Below are 14,657 nucleotides of genomic sequence, written 5' to 3' on the forward strand. Positions count from 1 at the left end.
GCTGTCACGCCCGGCCTTGCACAGCCGACCATACAAGCAGCCCCGCGCCGGTCAATCAGCAGGACGGCCCGACGCGCGGCAGCCGGACAGGATCAAGCCGTCTCGGGAACGACCATCCCCTTGTCGCGGGCCAGAACCCGCATGCGGTCCTGCAACTTTTCAAAGGCGCGGACCTCGATCTGACGGATGCGCTCGCGCGATACATCATAGCGCGCGGACAGATCTTCCAGCGTCATCGGCTCGTCACGCAGGCGGCGTTCCATCAGGATGTCTTTCTCGCGGTCGTTCAGCACATCCATCGCTTGCAGCAGCATGTTGCGCCTTGTGTCCATCTCGTCCGCCTCGGCATAGGCGCCTGCCTGGTCGGCATCTTCATCCTCCAGCCAGTCCTGCCATTGCGCGGTGCTGTCGCCATCGGACGATCCCACCTGGGCATTCAGCGAGGCGTCACCGCCCGACATGCGGCGGTTCATCTCGATGACTTCCTGTTCGGTCACATTCAGGTCATTGGCGATCTGGGCGACATTTTCAGGGCGCAGATCGCCCTCTTCCAGCGCGCCGATCTTGGATTTGGCCTTGCGCAGATTGAAGAACAGCTTTTTCTGCGCGCTGGTGGTGCCCATCTTTACCAGCGACCAGGACCGCAGGATATATTCCTGGATCGAGGCCCGGATCCACCACATCGCATATGTCGCCAGCCGGAAACCCTTTTCCGGGTCGAACCGCTTGACCGCCTGCATCAGCCCGACATTCGCCTCGGAGATCACCTCGGCCTGGGGCAGGCCATAGCCGCGATAGCCCATGGCGATCTTTGCGGCCAGGCGCAGGTGACTGGTCACCATCTTATGCGCGGCCTCGCTGTCCTCATGATCGGCCCAGGCCTTGGCCAGCATGTATTCCTCTTCGGGTTCCAGCAGCGGGAACTTGCGGATTTCTTGCAGATAGCGGTTCAGGCCCTGTTCGGGGCTGGGGGCGGGAAGACCAGTGTAATTCGCCATGTGGATGCACTTTCTCTATCAGAGGGAAACGCAGCCTTGTCAGTCACGGTTCCGCGAATGGTGTGGCGTCGGTCGCGCATGGGCCGTGATGGCAGCGTGGACGTGGCTGGGAAAACTGTGCCGCAGCACGCGGGTTATGCAATGTAGGTAGCGGTAACGTTTCCGTCAAGGTGCCCGCAGGATGGCAAGAAGATCGGCGATGTCGGCGGGCAGAGGGCTGTCGAAAGCCAGCGGCTGACCCGTCACCGGATGGTCAAAGCCCAGATGTGCCGCGTGCAGCGCCTGGCGCGGAAAGGCGGTCACGATTTGCGCGGCCGGGCCAAGCGCGCGGGCAGAGGCCTTGCGCGCCCCGCCATAAACCGGATCGCCGATCAGCCCCAGCCCGGCATGGGCCATATGGACGCGAATCTGATGGGTGCGCCCGGTTTCCAGCCGGCATTCGACCAGCATGGCCGAGGGCGGGTTGCCGAAACGCTCCAGCATCCGGGCGCGGGTCACGGCATGGCGGCCCTTGTCGAAATAGACCGCCTGTTTCTGCCGATCGGTCGCATGGCGGCCAAGGCGCGAGGTGATCTTCAGCACCTGACCATCCTCGAAATTCACGCCAGGCGTGCCGCGCAGGCGCGGATCGGCGGGGTCAATCACGCCATGGGCCAGGGCAAGATAGCGGCGCTGCGCGGTATGCGCCTCGAACTGGGCGGCAAGACCGTGATGGGCGCGGTCGGATTTCGCCACGACCAGCAGGCCCGAGGTGTCCTTGTCGATACGATGCACGATGCCGGGGCGACGTTCGCCGCCAATGCCCGACAACGTGTCGCCGCAATGGGCCAGCAACGCATTGACCAGCGTGCCGTTGGGGCTGCCGGGGGCCGGATGGACGACCATGCCGGCGGGCTTGTCGATGACGATCAGGTCATCGTCCTCATAGGCGACGACCAGCGGGATCGCCTCGGGCCGGGTCTCGACCGGCTCGGGGTCGGGCACCGAGATGCGATATTCCTGACCTTCGGTCACGCGGGCCTTGCCGTCCCGTGCCGGGCCATCGGGGCCGGTCACGGCGCCATCGGCGATCAGGCGCGCCAGCCGGGATCGCGACAGCGCGGCTGCCTCTGGCACTGCGGCGGCAAGGGCCTTATCAAGCCGGTCGGGCGGATTGGCCGGGATGGTAATCAGAAGGTCGGGCATGGATCAGGATGATAACGACTGGAAAGAGGCTGCGAAAGCGGTGCCCGAGCTGCGCTGGCTGAAGCTGCTGGTCACCGGGCTGACTTTTGTCATGGGGCTGGGCGTGATCGCCATTGTCGCCCTGCTGTGGATGCGCCTCAGTCAACCGATGCTGCCGGACCTGCCTGCCAGCATCGCGCTGCCCGATGGCGCAGAGGTGCAGTCGCTGACCTTTGCGCCCGATCACATCATCGTGGTCACCCGGACGGGCGAAATCCTGCTTTACGACCGCAACGGCGCGCTGAAGGATCGGCTTCAGCCCTGAATTTTCGCGGCCAGCGCGTCCAGACGGGCCTTAAGCTCGGCGTTTTCGGTGCGGGCCTTGATGGCCATGTCGCGGACTGCCTCGAACTCTTCCCTGGTTACGAAATCGCGATCGGCAAGCCAGCGGTCAACCCAGGATTTCATGGCGTTTTCGGCCTCGGTCCGGGCGCCTTGGGCGACGCCCATCGCGTTGGTCATCAGCTTCGACATATCGTCGAAAAAGCGGTTGTTCGTGCTCATCGTCGGACCTTCCTGACTGAATTGTCATCCATATGGGCCAGAAGGCGGCCGGGTTCAATGTTGACAGTAAGACCTGCGCCGCTAAGCCTGCCGCCCGACTGAAAACTTAAAGGCCCCATGATGCCCTTTCCCGATATCAGCCCCGAGATCTTTACCATCAATCTTGGCGGGTTCTCGTTCTCGCTGCGCTGGTATGCGCTGGCCTATCTGGCGGGGCTGATCATCGGCTGGCGGCTGGTCGTGGCGCTGATGCGGCGTCCGGCGCTGTGGGGCGGCAGCGCGCCGATGCGGCCAGAGCTGGTCGACGACCTGCTGACCTGGATCATCCTCGGCGTGATCGTCGGCGGGCGGTTGGGCTTCGTGCTGTTCTATGAGCCGGCCTATTATCTGGCCAATCCGCTGGATATTCCAAAGGTCTGGCTGGGCGGAATGAGCTTTCACGGCGGCTTTCTGGGGGTCATTGTCGCCGCGTGGGCCTATGCTCGCCGTCATGACATCGCGCCCTTGCGACTGGCCGATGCGCTGGCTGTGGTTGCGCCGGTCGGTCTGTTCTTTGGCCGGATCGCGAATTTCATCAATGCCGAATTGTGGGGCCGGCCGACCGATGTGCCGTGGGGGGTGATCTTCCCCGGCGACGATTTCGCCCGTCATCCCAGCCAGCTGTATGAGGCCGGGCTGGAGGGGCTGATCCTTGGCCTGATCCTGTGGCTGCTGGTCCGTGCAGGCGGTCTGGCGCGGCCTGGTCTGGCATTCGGCGTGTTTCTGCTGGGCTATGGCCTGTCGCGCATGTTCGTCGAACTGTTCCGCGTGGCCGATGCGCAGTTCATCACGCCCGACAACCCGCTTGGTCATGTGATCGGCGGGCCGGTCTGGGGGTTGTCGATGGGGCAGTTGCTGTCGCTGCCGATGGTTCTGCTGGGGCTGTTCTTCATTTTGCGCGCCCGCCGCGGATGACGCCGCTGGCTGATATTCTTGCGGCCCGCATTCGCGGCGGCGGGCCGATCTCGCTGGCGGAATATATGGAAGTCTGCCTGCTGCATCCGGCCCATGGCTATTATGCGACGCGCGATCCGTTCGGTGCGGCAGGCGATTTCACCACGGCGCCCGAAATCAGCCAGATGTTCGGCGAGCTTTGCGGTCTGGCGTTGGCGCAGGCCTGGCTGGATCAGGGGGCGCCTGCGCCCTTTACACTGGCCGAGCCGGGGCCGGGGCGGGGCACGCTGATGGCCGATATGCTGCGCGCGATTCGGGTCGCACCCCGGATGGCGGATGCCGCCGAGGTCACACTGATCGAGGCATCGCCGCATCTGCGGGCCTTGCAGCGGGATCGCTTGGGCCAGGTCCGGCATGTCGAGACCATCGAGGAATTGTCGCACAGGCCATTGTTCCTGATGGCAAACGAATTCTTCGACGCCTTGCCCATCCGTCAGTTTCAGCGCGTCTCGGATGGCTGGGCCGAACGGGTGGTCGGCCTTGAGGGCGACCGGCTGGTGATGGGCCTTGCGCCGCCTGTGGGCCTGCCGCGCGCCGGCAGCGAGGGCGAGATCTACGAGGTTTGCCCCTCGGCCCCTGCCATCATCGAGGTGATCGCGGGCCGGATCGCAGCCCATGGCGGCGCTGCGATCATCGCCGATTACGGCGGCTGGAACGGCACGGGCGACACGTTTCAGGCGCTGCGGGGGCATGCCTTTGACGACCCGCTGGCGCATCCGGGCGAGGCGGATCTGACCGCGCATGTCGATTTCGCGCCACTGGCCGCGGCGGCGCTGCGGGCGGGGGCGGTCGCCTCGTGTCCGGTGCATCAGGGCGACTGGCTGCGGGCCATGGGGATCGAGACACGGGCAAGCCGGCTGGCCGCAGCGGGCGATCACGGGGCGATGGCTGCGCTTCACCGCTTGACCCATGCCGATGAAATGGGTCACCTGTTCAAGATGCTGGCCATCTGGCCGCGCGACACCCCCGCTGTGCCCGGATTTACCGCGCTGAATGACGATGCAAACCATGCTTGAGATCCTGACACATCCATTGCTGGGCGAGGTCCGGCACGGCTTTTTCACGCGCAAGGGCGGGGCGAGTTCGGGGCTTTTCGCGGGGCTGAATTGCGGTCGTGGGTCATCTGATCAGGCCGAGGCGGTGGCCATCAACCGCGCCCGCGTGGCCGAGGCGATGGGCGTTGCCGCCGACGCGCTGGTGACGGTCCATCAGGTGCATTCGCCCGATGTCGTGGTGTTGACCGAGGGCATGACGGCCGAGGATTGCCAGGGGGTCCGGGCCGACGCGCTGGTGACGGCGCGACCGGGCGTGGCGCTGGCGGTGCTGACGGCGGATTGCCAGCCGGTGCTGTTCGCCGACCCGGATGCGGGCGTGATCGGCGCGGCCCATGCCGGCTGGAAGGGCGCGCTGAACGGCGTGCTTGAGGCGACCGTTGCGGCCATGCGCGAGGCGGGGGCCGAAAATATCCGTGCGGTGATCGGCCCGACGATCAGCCAGCGCGCCTATGAGGTCGGCCACGACTTCATGGAGGATTTCATCGCCGAGGATATGGACTACACGCGGTTTTTCGCGGGCGGCCCGAACGGGCGGCCGATGTTCGACCTGCCGGGCTATGGGCTGATGCGCCTGCGCGCGGCGGGGGTCGAGGCCGTCTGGTCGGGGCATTGCACCTATTCCGACGCTGATCGGTTCTTCAGCTATCGCCGCTCGACCCATGAGGGGAAGGCGGATTACGGGCGGCTGATTTCGGCGATTGCGCTTTAATAGCGCGAAGCAGCAGAAATCGGACGGGCGGGGTTGCCGACCACTGTTTCCCCCGCAGGAACGTTCTTGGTCACGACACTGCCAGCCCCGATGATGGCGCCATCGCCGATGGTTACACCGCCAAGGATGATCGCACCGCCACCGATCCAGACCATGTCGCCGATTTCGACAGGACGCGCGATTTCCAGGCCCTTGGCGCGCAGTCCGGGGTCCTTGTGGTGCTGCGGGCAATAGATCTGCACGTTCGGGCCGATAAGTGTCTGCGCACCGATGCGGATCGGCGCGCTGTCCAGAAAGACGGCGCCAAGATTGATAAAGACATTGTCGCCAAGACAGATATTGAACCCGTAAGAACAGTGGAACGGCGCCTCGATCAGCACGTTCTGCCCGACCTTGCCCAGCAGCGACCGCAGCAGCGGGGAAATTGCATCACGCTGCCCCGGATGGGTGCTGTTATGCTGGTAGGTGGCCGCATGGGCGATCTTGCGTTGCTGCTCAAGTTCAGAATCGAGGCAACTGTACCACTCGCCCGCGTCCATTTTCTGACGCTGTGTCTGGCCCAATCTTCCGGTGCCTCCGCTATGTGCAGTAACAGCGCCATGATCGCGCCGGATGGCGATGCCTTACCCCGCCTCGCGCACCCTTTCCTCGACAATCTCGAACGGCACGCCCGGCTCGTCCTTGGCACCCCGGATCACCAGCGAGGTCTTTACGCTGGCCACATTCGGCGCGGCCGTCAGGCTGTCCGTCAGGAACCGCTGGAAGGTCGACAGATCCGGCGAGACGCATTTCAGGATAAAGTCGATCTCGCCGTTCAGCATGTGGCATTCGCGGACCAGCGGCCAGCCTTTGACCAGCGCTTCAAACGCTGACAGGTCACGCTCGGATTGCGACGCAAGCCGCACCATGGCAAAAACCTGCACTTCGAATCCCAGTTCTCGCGGGTCGATATTGGCGTGATAGCCGCGGATATAGCCCAATTCCTCCAGCGCGCGGACCCGGCGCAGGCAGGGGGGGGCGGAAATGCCCACCCGACGGGCCAGTTCCACATTCGTCATCCGGCCATCAGCCTGCAACTCGGCCAGGATGTGACGGTCGATTTCATCCAGCTTTGCGCCTGCCATGCTGCCCTCTTGTCCTTGAAGCTTGCGGGAAACTACCCTGCGGGCCGGTCTTGCGCAATATTCTTTCTCGAATTTCGATGCATTGCGGAAGCGCCCTGCGAGCATTACCTATGCCCAAAGCGAGACGAGGCGAGACATGTCTGACACCACTCATACGCAGCTTTTGATCATCGGATCCGGCCCGGCGGGCTATACCGCCGCCGTTTATGGCGCGCGCGCGATGCTGAAGCCGATGCTGATTCAGGGGATGCAGCCGGGCGGCCAGCTGACAATCACCACCGAGGTCGAAAACTGGCCCAGCCTGTTGGAAATCCAGGGCCCCGAGTTGATGGTCAAGATGGAAGAGCATGCCCGCGCCATGGGAACCGAGATCGTCAACGACGTGGTGACCAGGCTGGATTTGTCACATCGGCCGTTCCGTGCGGAATGTGACAGCGGGCGGGTCGTGACCGCGGATGCGGTCATTCTGGCGACGGGCGCGCAGGCCCGCTGGCTGGGGTTGGATACGGAAGAGAAATTCAAGGGTTTTGGCGTTTCCGCCTGTGCGACCTGCGACGGGTTTTTCTATCGCGGCAAGCCGGTGCTGGTGATCGGCGGCGGCAATACCGCCGTGGAAGAGGCGCTGTTTCTGACCAAGTTCGCCAGCAAGGTGACGCTGGTGCATCGCCGCGACAGCCTGCGGTCTGAAAAGATCCTGCAAGACCGGCTGTTCAAGAACCCCAAGGTCGAGGTGATCTGGAACCACGAGCTTGTCGAGGTCGAGGGCGAGGACAGCCCCCTTGGCGTGACCGGGGCGGTGCTGCGGTCGACCAAGGACGGTTCGACCATGAAGATCGGGGGCGATGGCATTTTCATCGCCATCGGCCATGCGCCGGCCAGTGAATTGGTCAAGGACCAGCTGGAGCTGCATAATGGCGGTTATGTGAAGGTGCAGCCGGGCTCTACCCGGACCTCGATCCCCGGCGTCTTTGCCGCGGGCGACCTGACCGACCACATCTATCGCCAGGCCGTGACCAGCGCCGGGATGGGCTGCATGGCCGCATTGGATGCCGAGGCTTTTCTGGCCGAGCATGGCCAGGCGGGGCTGCCCGATCCGCAGCATGGCGAACTGGCCGAGACGGTCTCGGCGGAATAGCCAAGGCCAGCTGAAAACGAATCTGCCTGCCTCGCTGCGGCTGGATGGCTGGCGGTTTTCCCTTTGCAAGACGACCTTATCGCACCCGTCTGAACCGGCAGGTGCGTTTTGGTGCGATGCCGAGCTGTCTTTTTGGTCAGAATTTGGCAGGCGGGTGGGTAAAACTTTTGGTGCAGGCGGATTCTTGCCGCAAACTGAATCCAGTGACGGTGCTTCGTTCCCAGTGTGGGTTTTGTGGGTTCGCCCGGACAGAGGACTGCGAGCGTGTGGGCAGTCTTGTATCCGGGGATGGTCAGGCATCGGTTATCAGGTTGGAGGTTTACAATGGCGATGCTCGACAGGGATGACAATCGGCGCGGGGCGAAAGACGTGGCAGAGAGGCCGCCGTTTTTCCTTCGCTATCCGGAAGATCAGATCGACTTTGGGTATGAGATCGCGGGATCGGCGTTTGATGGTATGGGCCGGCGGCCCGGCCCGGAAGGGTTGTCGCTGGCGGCTCGGGTTTACGAGTGATTTACAGACCGGGCGGGTCGTTGGTGGCCCGCCCGGCCGACTTTTCAGGATTGGCCCCCCATGTCCTGCAAAGGCGGCAATTGGCTGCGGCGCGCCGGTAAATGCGGTTTGCGGTTAGCCGGAAAAATGGCGGCGGATGGTCTCCGCCGCCTTATAGTGTGGGGGTTTGGGGTCGTGGCGCGCAGCGCAGACAGGCTCAGGCCGGTCAGACAGCTGGCCTTGTCGCTGCACAGAAACCGGATCACCTCGCCAATCTCGGATGCGCGGCCATAGCGGTTCAGCGGGATCGCGTCGTGATCGGCGCGAGCGTTGCGGGATGGCCCTGCGCGGTCAAGCCGGGCGCAGGTCTTCGGGCCAGCGGCGGGGATGTTCGGTGACCAGCAACAACACATCGCTGCCGGGCAGGGCGTCACGCATGTCGCGGATCAGCCGCAGGTTCAACTCGTCCATCTCGGCCGCCGTGACCGGTCGGCCCGGATCGTAATAGGCGGTGACCTGATAGCTGCGCCCCAGTTTCATCACCGACATATCCAGCAGGCGGCCGCCATCCTTGGCCAGCGCGGGCCGCAAGGTGCGGCGGGCAAGGATGATACAGTCGGGCGGCGCAGTCACGCCGGCCAATTCGCCCAGGCCGGCGCGGAAACCTCCGTAATACTGGCCGATCACCGTCAGACACAGCAACAGCACGATCAGGGAATCCCCCACCGGCGCGATGACGGCCAAAGGCCCCTCGCGCATCAGATAGATGGCCCCCAGACCCACGCCGGCCGCAGCCGTGATCAGCCCGTCAAAGGCCGAGGCCCGCGCTTCAAGCCGCAGGATCTCGCTTTGCCGGCCGGTCTTTCGCCAGGCATTGTGATGCATGGCCCAGATGGCGAAACACGTCCCGCCGATGATGACGAAATATCCGATCATCGGCCCGAAGATCAGCGGCTCGGGCGGCTGACCGGTGGCATAGTCATAGATGTTCTTCAGCGCCGAGGTGACCGCGAACAGCACCAGTCCCAGCAGCGACAAGGACCGGAAGGTGATGAAAATCGCCTCGTCGGCGGCATAGCCATAGGGGCGCAGCAGGTCCGGGCCGGCTTCGACCTTGCGGCTGATCCGCCGGCCCAGCAAGGCCGAGACAAAGCCGATCAGCGAAAACAGCCCGTCCATGACGATCGCGTTCGAATTCGACAGAAAGCCGGCCAGAACCCCGGCGACGGCCATGAACAGATTGCCCCACATCGCCACTGTCAGCGCGCGCGCCTCTAACTGGCGGGTATCGGTTGTCGTTGTCGCGGTCATCCTGCCATCCCGAATTGCTGCGAAAGGCCGCGCGGGGGCGCGACCCTTGGGTTGGGCTTAGCCCTGTGGCGCCGGGCCGGCAATGATGATGGCGGTGAAGGATGTCCGCATCGGAAACAAAAAAGGGCGCCCGGATGGGGCGCCCTTTTCCGTATCTGCCTGGGGCAGGGGGGTGATTACATCATCCCGCCCATGCCGCCCATGCCGCCCATGTCGGGCATGCCGCCAGCGGCACCCTTGGGTTCCGGCTTTTCGGCAACCATGGCTTCCGTGGTGATCAGCAGGCCAGCAACCGAGGCTGCGTCTTCCAGCGCGGTGCGCACGACCTTGGCCGGGTCGATGACGCCGAACTTGAACATGTCGCCATATTCTTCGGTCTGGGCGTTGAAGCCAAAGGCCTTGTCGGCCGATTCACGGATCTTGCCAGCCACGACGGCGCCGTCGACGCCAGCGTTTTCGGCGATCTGGCGCATCGGCGCTTCCAGCGCGCGGCGAACCAGCGCAACACCGGCATCCTGATCGGCGTTCGAGCCTTTCAGACCGTCCAGCGCCTTGCCACCCTGAACCAGAGCCACGCCGCCACCGACGACAACGCCTTCCTGAACGGCCGCGCGGGTCGCGTTCAGCGCATCATCAACACGGTCCTTACGCTCTTTCACTTCGATTTCGGTCATGCCGCCGACGCGGATGACGGCGACGCCGCCAGCCAGCTTGGCCACACGTTCCTGAAGCTTCTCGCGATCGTAATCCGAGGTGGTTTCTTCGATCTGCTGACGGATCTGGGCGACGCGCGCCTCGATCTCGGCCTTTTCGCCAGCGCCATCAACGATGGTGGTGTTGTCTTTGTTGATGGTGATCTTCTTGGCGCGGCCCAGCATGTCGATGCCGACATTTTCCAGCTTCATGCCCAGATCTTCGCTGATCACCTGGCCGCCGGTCAGGATCGAGATGTCCTGCAACATGGCCTTGCGGCGATCGCCGAAGCCCGGCGCCTTGACGGCGGCGATTTTCAGACCGCCACGCAGCTTGTTGACGACCAGCGTGGCCAGAGCCTCGCCTTCCACGTCCTCGGCGATGATCAGCAGGGGCTTGCCCGACTGGATTACGGCTTCCAGCAGCGGAACCATCGGTTGCAGCGACGACAGTTTCTTTTCGTGCAGCAGGATATAGGCGTCTTCCAGATCCGCGATCATCTTGTCGGGGTTGGTGACGAAATAGGGCGACAGGTAGCCACGGTCGAACTGCATGCCTTCGACGACTTCGACGTCGGTTTCCATGCCCTTGTTCTCTTCGACGGTGATGACACCCTCGTTGCCGACCTTCTGCATGGCCTCGGCGATCATCGTGCCGATGGCGGCTTCGCCATTGGCCGAGATGGTGCCGACCTGGGCCACTTCGGCGCTGTCATTCACCGGGCGGGCGGCGGCCTTGATGGCGTCCACGACCTTGGCGGTGGCCATGTCGATGCCGCGCTTCAGATCCATCGGGTTCATGCCGGCGGCAACCGCCTTCATGCCCTCGCGGACGATGGCTTGCGCCAGAACCGTCGCGGTGGTGGTGCCGTCGCCGGCCTCGTCATTGGTGCGCGAAGCGACTTCGCGGACCATCTGGGCGCCCATGTTTTCGAACTTGTCCGACAGTTCGATTTCCTTGGCGACGGTGACGCCGTCCTTGGTGATGCGGGGCGCGCCAAAGGATTTGTCGATGACCACGTTGCGGCCTTTCGGGCCAAGCGTCACCTTGACCGCATCGGCCAGGATGTTCACGCCCTTCAGCATGCGGTCGCGGGCGTCGGTGCTGAACTTAACGTCCTTACCAGCCATGTTATCTCTCCTAAAATATCGTTTGAAATGAAGCGTTTGTCAGGGAAGTTCGGCGGATCAGCCGATGATGCCCATGATGTCGCTTTCCTTCATGATCAGCAGCTCTTCGCCGTCCAGCGTGACCTCGGTGCCCGACCATTTGCCGAACAGGACACGATCGCCCGCCTTGACCGAAGGTGCGATCAGTTCGCCCGAATCCTTGCGTGCGCCTTCGCCAACGGCGACAATCTCGCCTTCGGCCGGTTTTTCCTTGGCGCTGTCGGGGATGATCAGCCCGCCCTTGGTTTTCTCGTCCGACTGGACGCGCTTGACCAGAACGCGGTCGTGCAGCGGTTTGAATGCCATTGTAGAACACTCCTGTGTTTCAGGTTGCAGTGCCGAGTGTTGGCACTCACCTCGTATGAGTGCCAATGATGGGTGATCTAGGGCGCATGGGCATAGGTGTCAACGGGCGCGCGTGAAAAAGCCGGGCCGGGCTTGACCCCTGCGAAAGCATGCCGGTAACTCGGGATCGGACCAGCCCCGAGGGAGGCATTTGCATGACCGGCACACAGGCGCGATACGGGAAACGGCGTGACGGAAGGCCGTCGGTCCTGCTGCTGGCCGATGACTGCAACCCTGAATGGCCGTCGCTGCCCATCGTCGGCTATAAATATGCGCTGGCCCTGTCGCGTCTGGCTGATGTCACTGTGGCCACGCATGTCCGCAACCGCGAGAATATCCAGAAGGCCGCACCGGACGGGATCAGCTTCGTCTATGTCGACAATGAATATGTCGCGGCGCCGCTGTACCGCTTGGCCACCTGGTTGCGCGGCGGGTCCGATGTTGCCTGGTCGACCAACATGATCATGCAATATCTGCCCTACCTCGCCTTTGAACGCGAAGCGTGGAAGCGGTTTCGTCCCGATCTGCGCGCAGGGCGTTTCGACCTGGTCCAGCGGATCACACCGATGACGCCGACGCTGCCCAGCTATATCGCGGGCAAGCTGGACGTGCCCTTCGTCATCGGCCCGCTGAACGGCAATCTGCCCTGGCCGGGGGCCTTCCGGGGCGAACAGAAGCGTGAACGTGAAAGGCTGCGGGCGCTGCGCAAGGTTGCGCGTCATCTGCCCTATGCCCGCACCACCTTCAGAAAGGCCGCGCTGGTTCTGGCGGGATTCGAACATACCATGTCCGAACTGCGCCCCGCAGCGCCCGGCAAGGTGGTGAACTTCCCCGAGATCGGCTTTGACCCCGAGATCTTTCACGCCCATGGCCGTGCGCATCCGGCCTTTGGCGGGCCGGGGCCGTATCGGTTCATCTTCGCCGGCCGTCTGGTGCCCTATAAGCTGCCCGAGGTGGCGATCCGTGCCTTTGTGGCGGCGGGGGCGGGGGCAGGCGTGGACCCCCGGCTTGCCGGGCACCGGCTGCATGTGGTTGGCGACGGCCCCGAGATGCAGCGCCTGGAACAGATCGTGGCCGATCATGGATTGCAGCAGGTCGTGCGGTTCGAAGGCCGCAAAACCCAGGCCGAGTTGGCCGGGATGATGCGCGATTGTGACGGCTTCATATTCCCCTCGATCCGGGAGCTTGGCGCCGGTGTGGTGATCGAGGCGATGGCCTGCGGCATGTGCCCCGTGGTCACGGGTTATGGCGCACCAGGTCATCTGGCCGGTGCCGGCCGCGGGCATGTCGTGCCCCTGCAACAGATCGAGCCGCTGATCGAGGGTTATCGCCAGGCATTGATCGCCTGTGTCCAGCAGCCCGATAACGCCACCCGCCGCGCCACCGCTGCACAGGCATATGCCAGCCAGCATTACACCTGGGATCACAAGGCCCGCGCGACACTTAGCTATTGGCAGGACGTTCTGGCGGGCATTGCCCCGCGCGACCGCGGCGAGTTCGACTGACTGCCGCACTGGCACCCCGGCGCATGCTGTGCCATCCTGCCCAGGCAATCAAAGACGGAGTTCCGATGCGCCTTTTCGCCACCGCCCTTCTTGCGAACCTGGCTTTGGCGGTTCCGGCCGTCGCGCAGGAATGCGTGGGGAAAAACCTGATCGAGGCGATGGCGCCCGAAACACGCGAAGAACTGGATCGGGCCGTGGCTGGTACCCCCTATCATCGCGGCTTGCTGTGGCGCGCGACAAAGGGCGATCAGCGCATCACCATGGTCGGCACCTATCACTTTCAGGACCCGCGCCATGATGCCACCATGGCCCGGCTGGAGGGCGCCTTTGCCGATGCCGGCGTCGTGATGGTCGAAGCTGGCCCCGAGGAAGAGACGCAACTGGCCGCCGCGCTGGCCCGCGACCCCTCGCTGACGGTCACCACCGAGGGGCCGACCCTGCCCGAACGGCTAAGCGCAGATGAATGGCAAATGTTGTCGCAGGCCATGGCCGAGCGGGGGACGCCGGCGATCATCACCGCCAAGCTGCGGCCCTGGTATGTCTCGATGATGCTGGGGATCTCGCCCTGTATGCTGCGCGGCGTCGCCAATGACGGCGAGGTGCGCGGGCTGGATCACATGCTGGTGGAACGGGCCGAGGCGCTTGACCTGCCGGTCCGCTCGCTGGAGCCGTGGGACACCGTGTTCAGCCTGTTTGCCGACCTGACCCCGCAGCAGGAAGAGGACATGATTCGCGCCACGCTGCCGACCGCCCAATATGCCGACGATTACGCCGTCACCATGACCGAGGCCTATTTCGATGCCGATGTCTGGTCGATCTGGGAATTTGGCCGTCTGGATGCCTATGAAAATTCGGGCCTCAGCCGTGCGGAGGTTGACCAACAGACCGCGCTGGCCAAATCAAAGCTGATGGATGCCCGAAATGCCAGCTGGGTCGCCCCGCTGGAACAGGCCGCGGCCGAGGCCGCGACCCAGGGCAAGGGCGTGATCGCCGGTTTCGGTGCCCTGCATCTGCCAGGCGATCAAGGGGTGCTGCGACTGCTTGAACAGGGCGGCTGGACCATTGAACGCCTGGACGGGTAGCCCCCCGATCAAAAGATCGCGGCGTTACTGCTGAAGATCGCTTCCCAATCTTCGCCCTGACTGATCTGTATGATCCGCGCATGGGACATGAAATCGTCATAGATCCCATCGGCAATGCCCTGATTAACCGATACCGAGAGCGTTTCGTTGAATGCCTCTTCAAGCGCGGGCGAGGGATTGTCGAACTGGACATACCATTCGATCAGTTCCTGGGTATCGGGATCGTTTGCGAGTGCTGCGTTAAGGGAGTCGATCAGCGTTTCCGCCCAGGCCGGTACTTCGGTCAGCGGTGGCGTGTTGAGATCTTCCAAAGTCCAG

General features: G+C 63.8%; 17 protein-coding genes. 8 read left to right on the forward strand and 9 right to left on the reverse strand.

All coding sequences use genetic code 11. The features are described from left to right. Positions 1 to 92: 92 nt before the first annotated feature. Entirely contained in the window at positions 93 to 998 is a 906-nt protein-coding gene (rpoH, locus tag FNJ84_RS05920; protein ID WP_143792089.1) for an RNA polymerase sigma factor RpoH, read from the reverse strand. Positions 999 to 1,163: 165 nt separating this feature from the next. Beyond that, positions 1,164 to 2,183, reverse strand: a complete 1,020-nt coding sequence (locus FNJ84_RS05925; protein WP_143792090.1) for an RluA family pseudouridine synthase — start codon at positions 2,181 to 2,183, stop codon at positions 1,164 to 1,166. Here FNJ84_RS05925 and FNJ84_RS05930 point away from each other — a divergent pair. Next, positions 2,182 to 2,487 (forward strand): DUF6476 family protein, encoded by a 306-nt coding sequence (locus FNJ84_RS05930; RefSeq protein ID WP_143792091.1) that lies wholly within the window; start codon positions 2,182 to 2,184, stop codon positions 2,485 to 2,487. The genes FNJ84_RS05925 and FNJ84_RS05930 overlap by 2 nt on opposite strands. On the opposite strand, the gene FNJ84_RS05935 is transcribed toward FNJ84_RS05930, so the two are convergent. After that, on the reverse strand, positions 2,478 to 2,726 hold the full coding sequence (locus FNJ84_RS05935) for an accessory factor UbiK family protein (protein WP_143792092.1): 249 nt from the start codon (positions 2,724 to 2,726) through the stop codon (positions 2,478 to 2,480). The genes FNJ84_RS05930 and FNJ84_RS05935 overlap by 10 nt on opposite strands. Positions 2,727 to 2,843: 117 nt before the next feature. Between FNJ84_RS05935 and lgt the strand changes: the two genes are divergently transcribed. Genes lgt through pgeF form a run of 3 tightly spaced genes read left to right on the forward strand, consistent with a single transcriptional unit; the run spans position 2,844 to position 5,483 of the window. Next, positions 2,844 to 3,680, forward strand: a complete 837-nt coding sequence (gene lgt / locus FNJ84_RS05940) for a prolipoprotein diacylglyceryl transferase (protein ID WP_143792093.1) — start codon at positions 2,844 to 2,846, stop codon at positions 3,678 to 3,680. Then, the gene (locus FNJ84_RS05945) at positions 3,677 to 4,735 is read left to right on the forward strand and encodes a class I SAM-dependent methyltransferase (protein ID WP_143792094.1); all 1,059 of its coding nucleotides are present in this window, start codon (positions 3,677 to 3,679) and stop codon (positions 4,733 to 4,735) included. The genes lgt and FNJ84_RS05945 overlap by 4 nt, the downstream gene beginning before the upstream one ends. Beyond that, the gene (gene pgeF, locus FNJ84_RS05950; protein WP_143792233.1) at positions 4,728 to 5,483 is read left to right on the forward strand and encodes a peptidoglycan editing factor PgeF; all 756 of its coding nucleotides are present in this window, start codon (positions 4,728 to 4,730) and stop codon (positions 5,481 to 5,483) included. Before FNJ84_RS05945 ends, pgeF begins: the two co-directional genes overlap by 8 nt. Here the strand turns inward: pgeF and FNJ84_RS05955 are convergent. Continuing rightward, the gene (locus tag FNJ84_RS05955; RefSeq protein WP_143792095.1) at positions 5,480 to 6,046 is read right to left on the reverse strand and encodes a sugar O-acetyltransferase; all 567 of its coding nucleotides are present in this window, start codon (positions 6,044 to 6,046) and stop codon (positions 5,480 to 5,482) included. The genes pgeF and FNJ84_RS05955 overlap by 4 nt on opposite strands. A 60-nt stretch (positions 6,047 to 6,106) precedes the next feature. Beyond that, the gene (locus FNJ84_RS05960; RefSeq protein WP_143792096.1) at positions 6,107 to 6,607 is read right to left on the reverse strand and encodes an Lrp/AsnC family transcriptional regulator; all 501 of its coding nucleotides are present in this window, start codon (positions 6,605 to 6,607) and stop codon (positions 6,107 to 6,109) included. A gap of 136 nt (positions 6,608 to 6,743) precedes the next feature. Between FNJ84_RS05960 and trxB the strand changes: the two genes are divergently transcribed. Then, entirely contained in the window at positions 6,744 to 7,742 is a 999-nt protein-coding gene (trxB, locus tag FNJ84_RS05965; RefSeq protein WP_143792097.1) for a thioredoxin-disulfide reductase, read from the forward strand. 324 nt (positions 7,743 to 8,066) lie between these two features. Continuing rightward, positions 8,067 to 8,255, forward strand: coding sequence for a hypothetical protein (locus FNJ84_RS05970; protein WP_143792098.1), 189 nt, complete (start codon positions 8,067 to 8,069; stop codon positions 8,253 to 8,255). Positions 8,256 to 8,585: 330 nt separating this feature from the next. On the opposite strand, the gene FNJ84_RS05975 is transcribed toward FNJ84_RS05970, so the two are convergent. From FNJ84_RS05975 to groES, 3 genes are all read right to left on the reverse strand, one after another. Beyond that, positions 8,586 to 9,545 carry a cation transporter gene (locus tag FNJ84_RS05975; protein ID WP_143792099.1) on the reverse strand — a complete coding sequence of 320 codons (960 nt, stop codon included), beginning with the start codon at positions 9,543 to 9,545 and terminating at the stop codon, positions 8,586 to 8,588. Between the two features lie 176 nt (positions 9,546 to 9,721). Continuing rightward, a complete protein-coding gene (gene groL, locus FNJ84_RS05980) occupies positions 9,722 to 11,368 on the reverse strand; it encodes a chaperonin GroEL (protein WP_143792100.1) in 1,647 nt (548 codons plus the stop codon). A 57-nt stretch (positions 11,369 to 11,425) separates the two neighbouring features. Further along, entirely contained in the window at positions 11,426 to 11,713 is a 288-nt protein-coding gene (gene groES / locus FNJ84_RS05985; protein WP_143792101.1) for a co-chaperone GroES, read from the reverse strand. Positions 11,714 to 11,907: 194 nt separating this feature from the next. Here groES and FNJ84_RS05990 point away from each other — a divergent pair, with 194 nt between their 5' ends. Further along, positions 11,908 to 13,257: a glycosyltransferase family 4 protein gene (locus FNJ84_RS05990; RefSeq protein WP_143792102.1), complete on the forward strand. Its 1,350-nt coding sequence runs from the start codon at positions 11,908 to 11,910 to the stop codon at positions 13,255 to 13,257. A gap of 65 nt (positions 13,258 to 13,322) precedes the next feature. Further along, positions 13,323 to 14,339, forward strand: a complete 1,017-nt coding sequence (locus FNJ84_RS05995; protein ID WP_143792103.1) for a TraB/GumN family protein — start codon at positions 13,323 to 13,325, stop codon at positions 14,337 to 14,339. 8 nt (positions 14,340 to 14,347) lie between these two features. On the opposite strand, the gene FNJ84_RS06000 is transcribed toward FNJ84_RS05995, so the two are convergent. Continuing rightward, the gene (locus tag FNJ84_RS06000) at positions 14,348 to 14,650 is read right to left on the reverse strand and encodes a hypothetical protein (protein ID WP_143792104.1); all 303 of its coding nucleotides are present in this window, start codon (positions 14,648 to 14,650) and stop codon (positions 14,348 to 14,350) included. Between the last annotated feature and the right edge of the window lie 7 nt (positions 14,651 to 14,657).

The sequence above is a fragment of the Paracoccus sp. M683 genome (genome assembly GCF_007096355.1).
Taxonomy (GTDB): domain Bacteria; phylum Pseudomonadota; class Alphaproteobacteria; order Rhodobacterales; family Rhodobacteraceae; genus Paracoccus.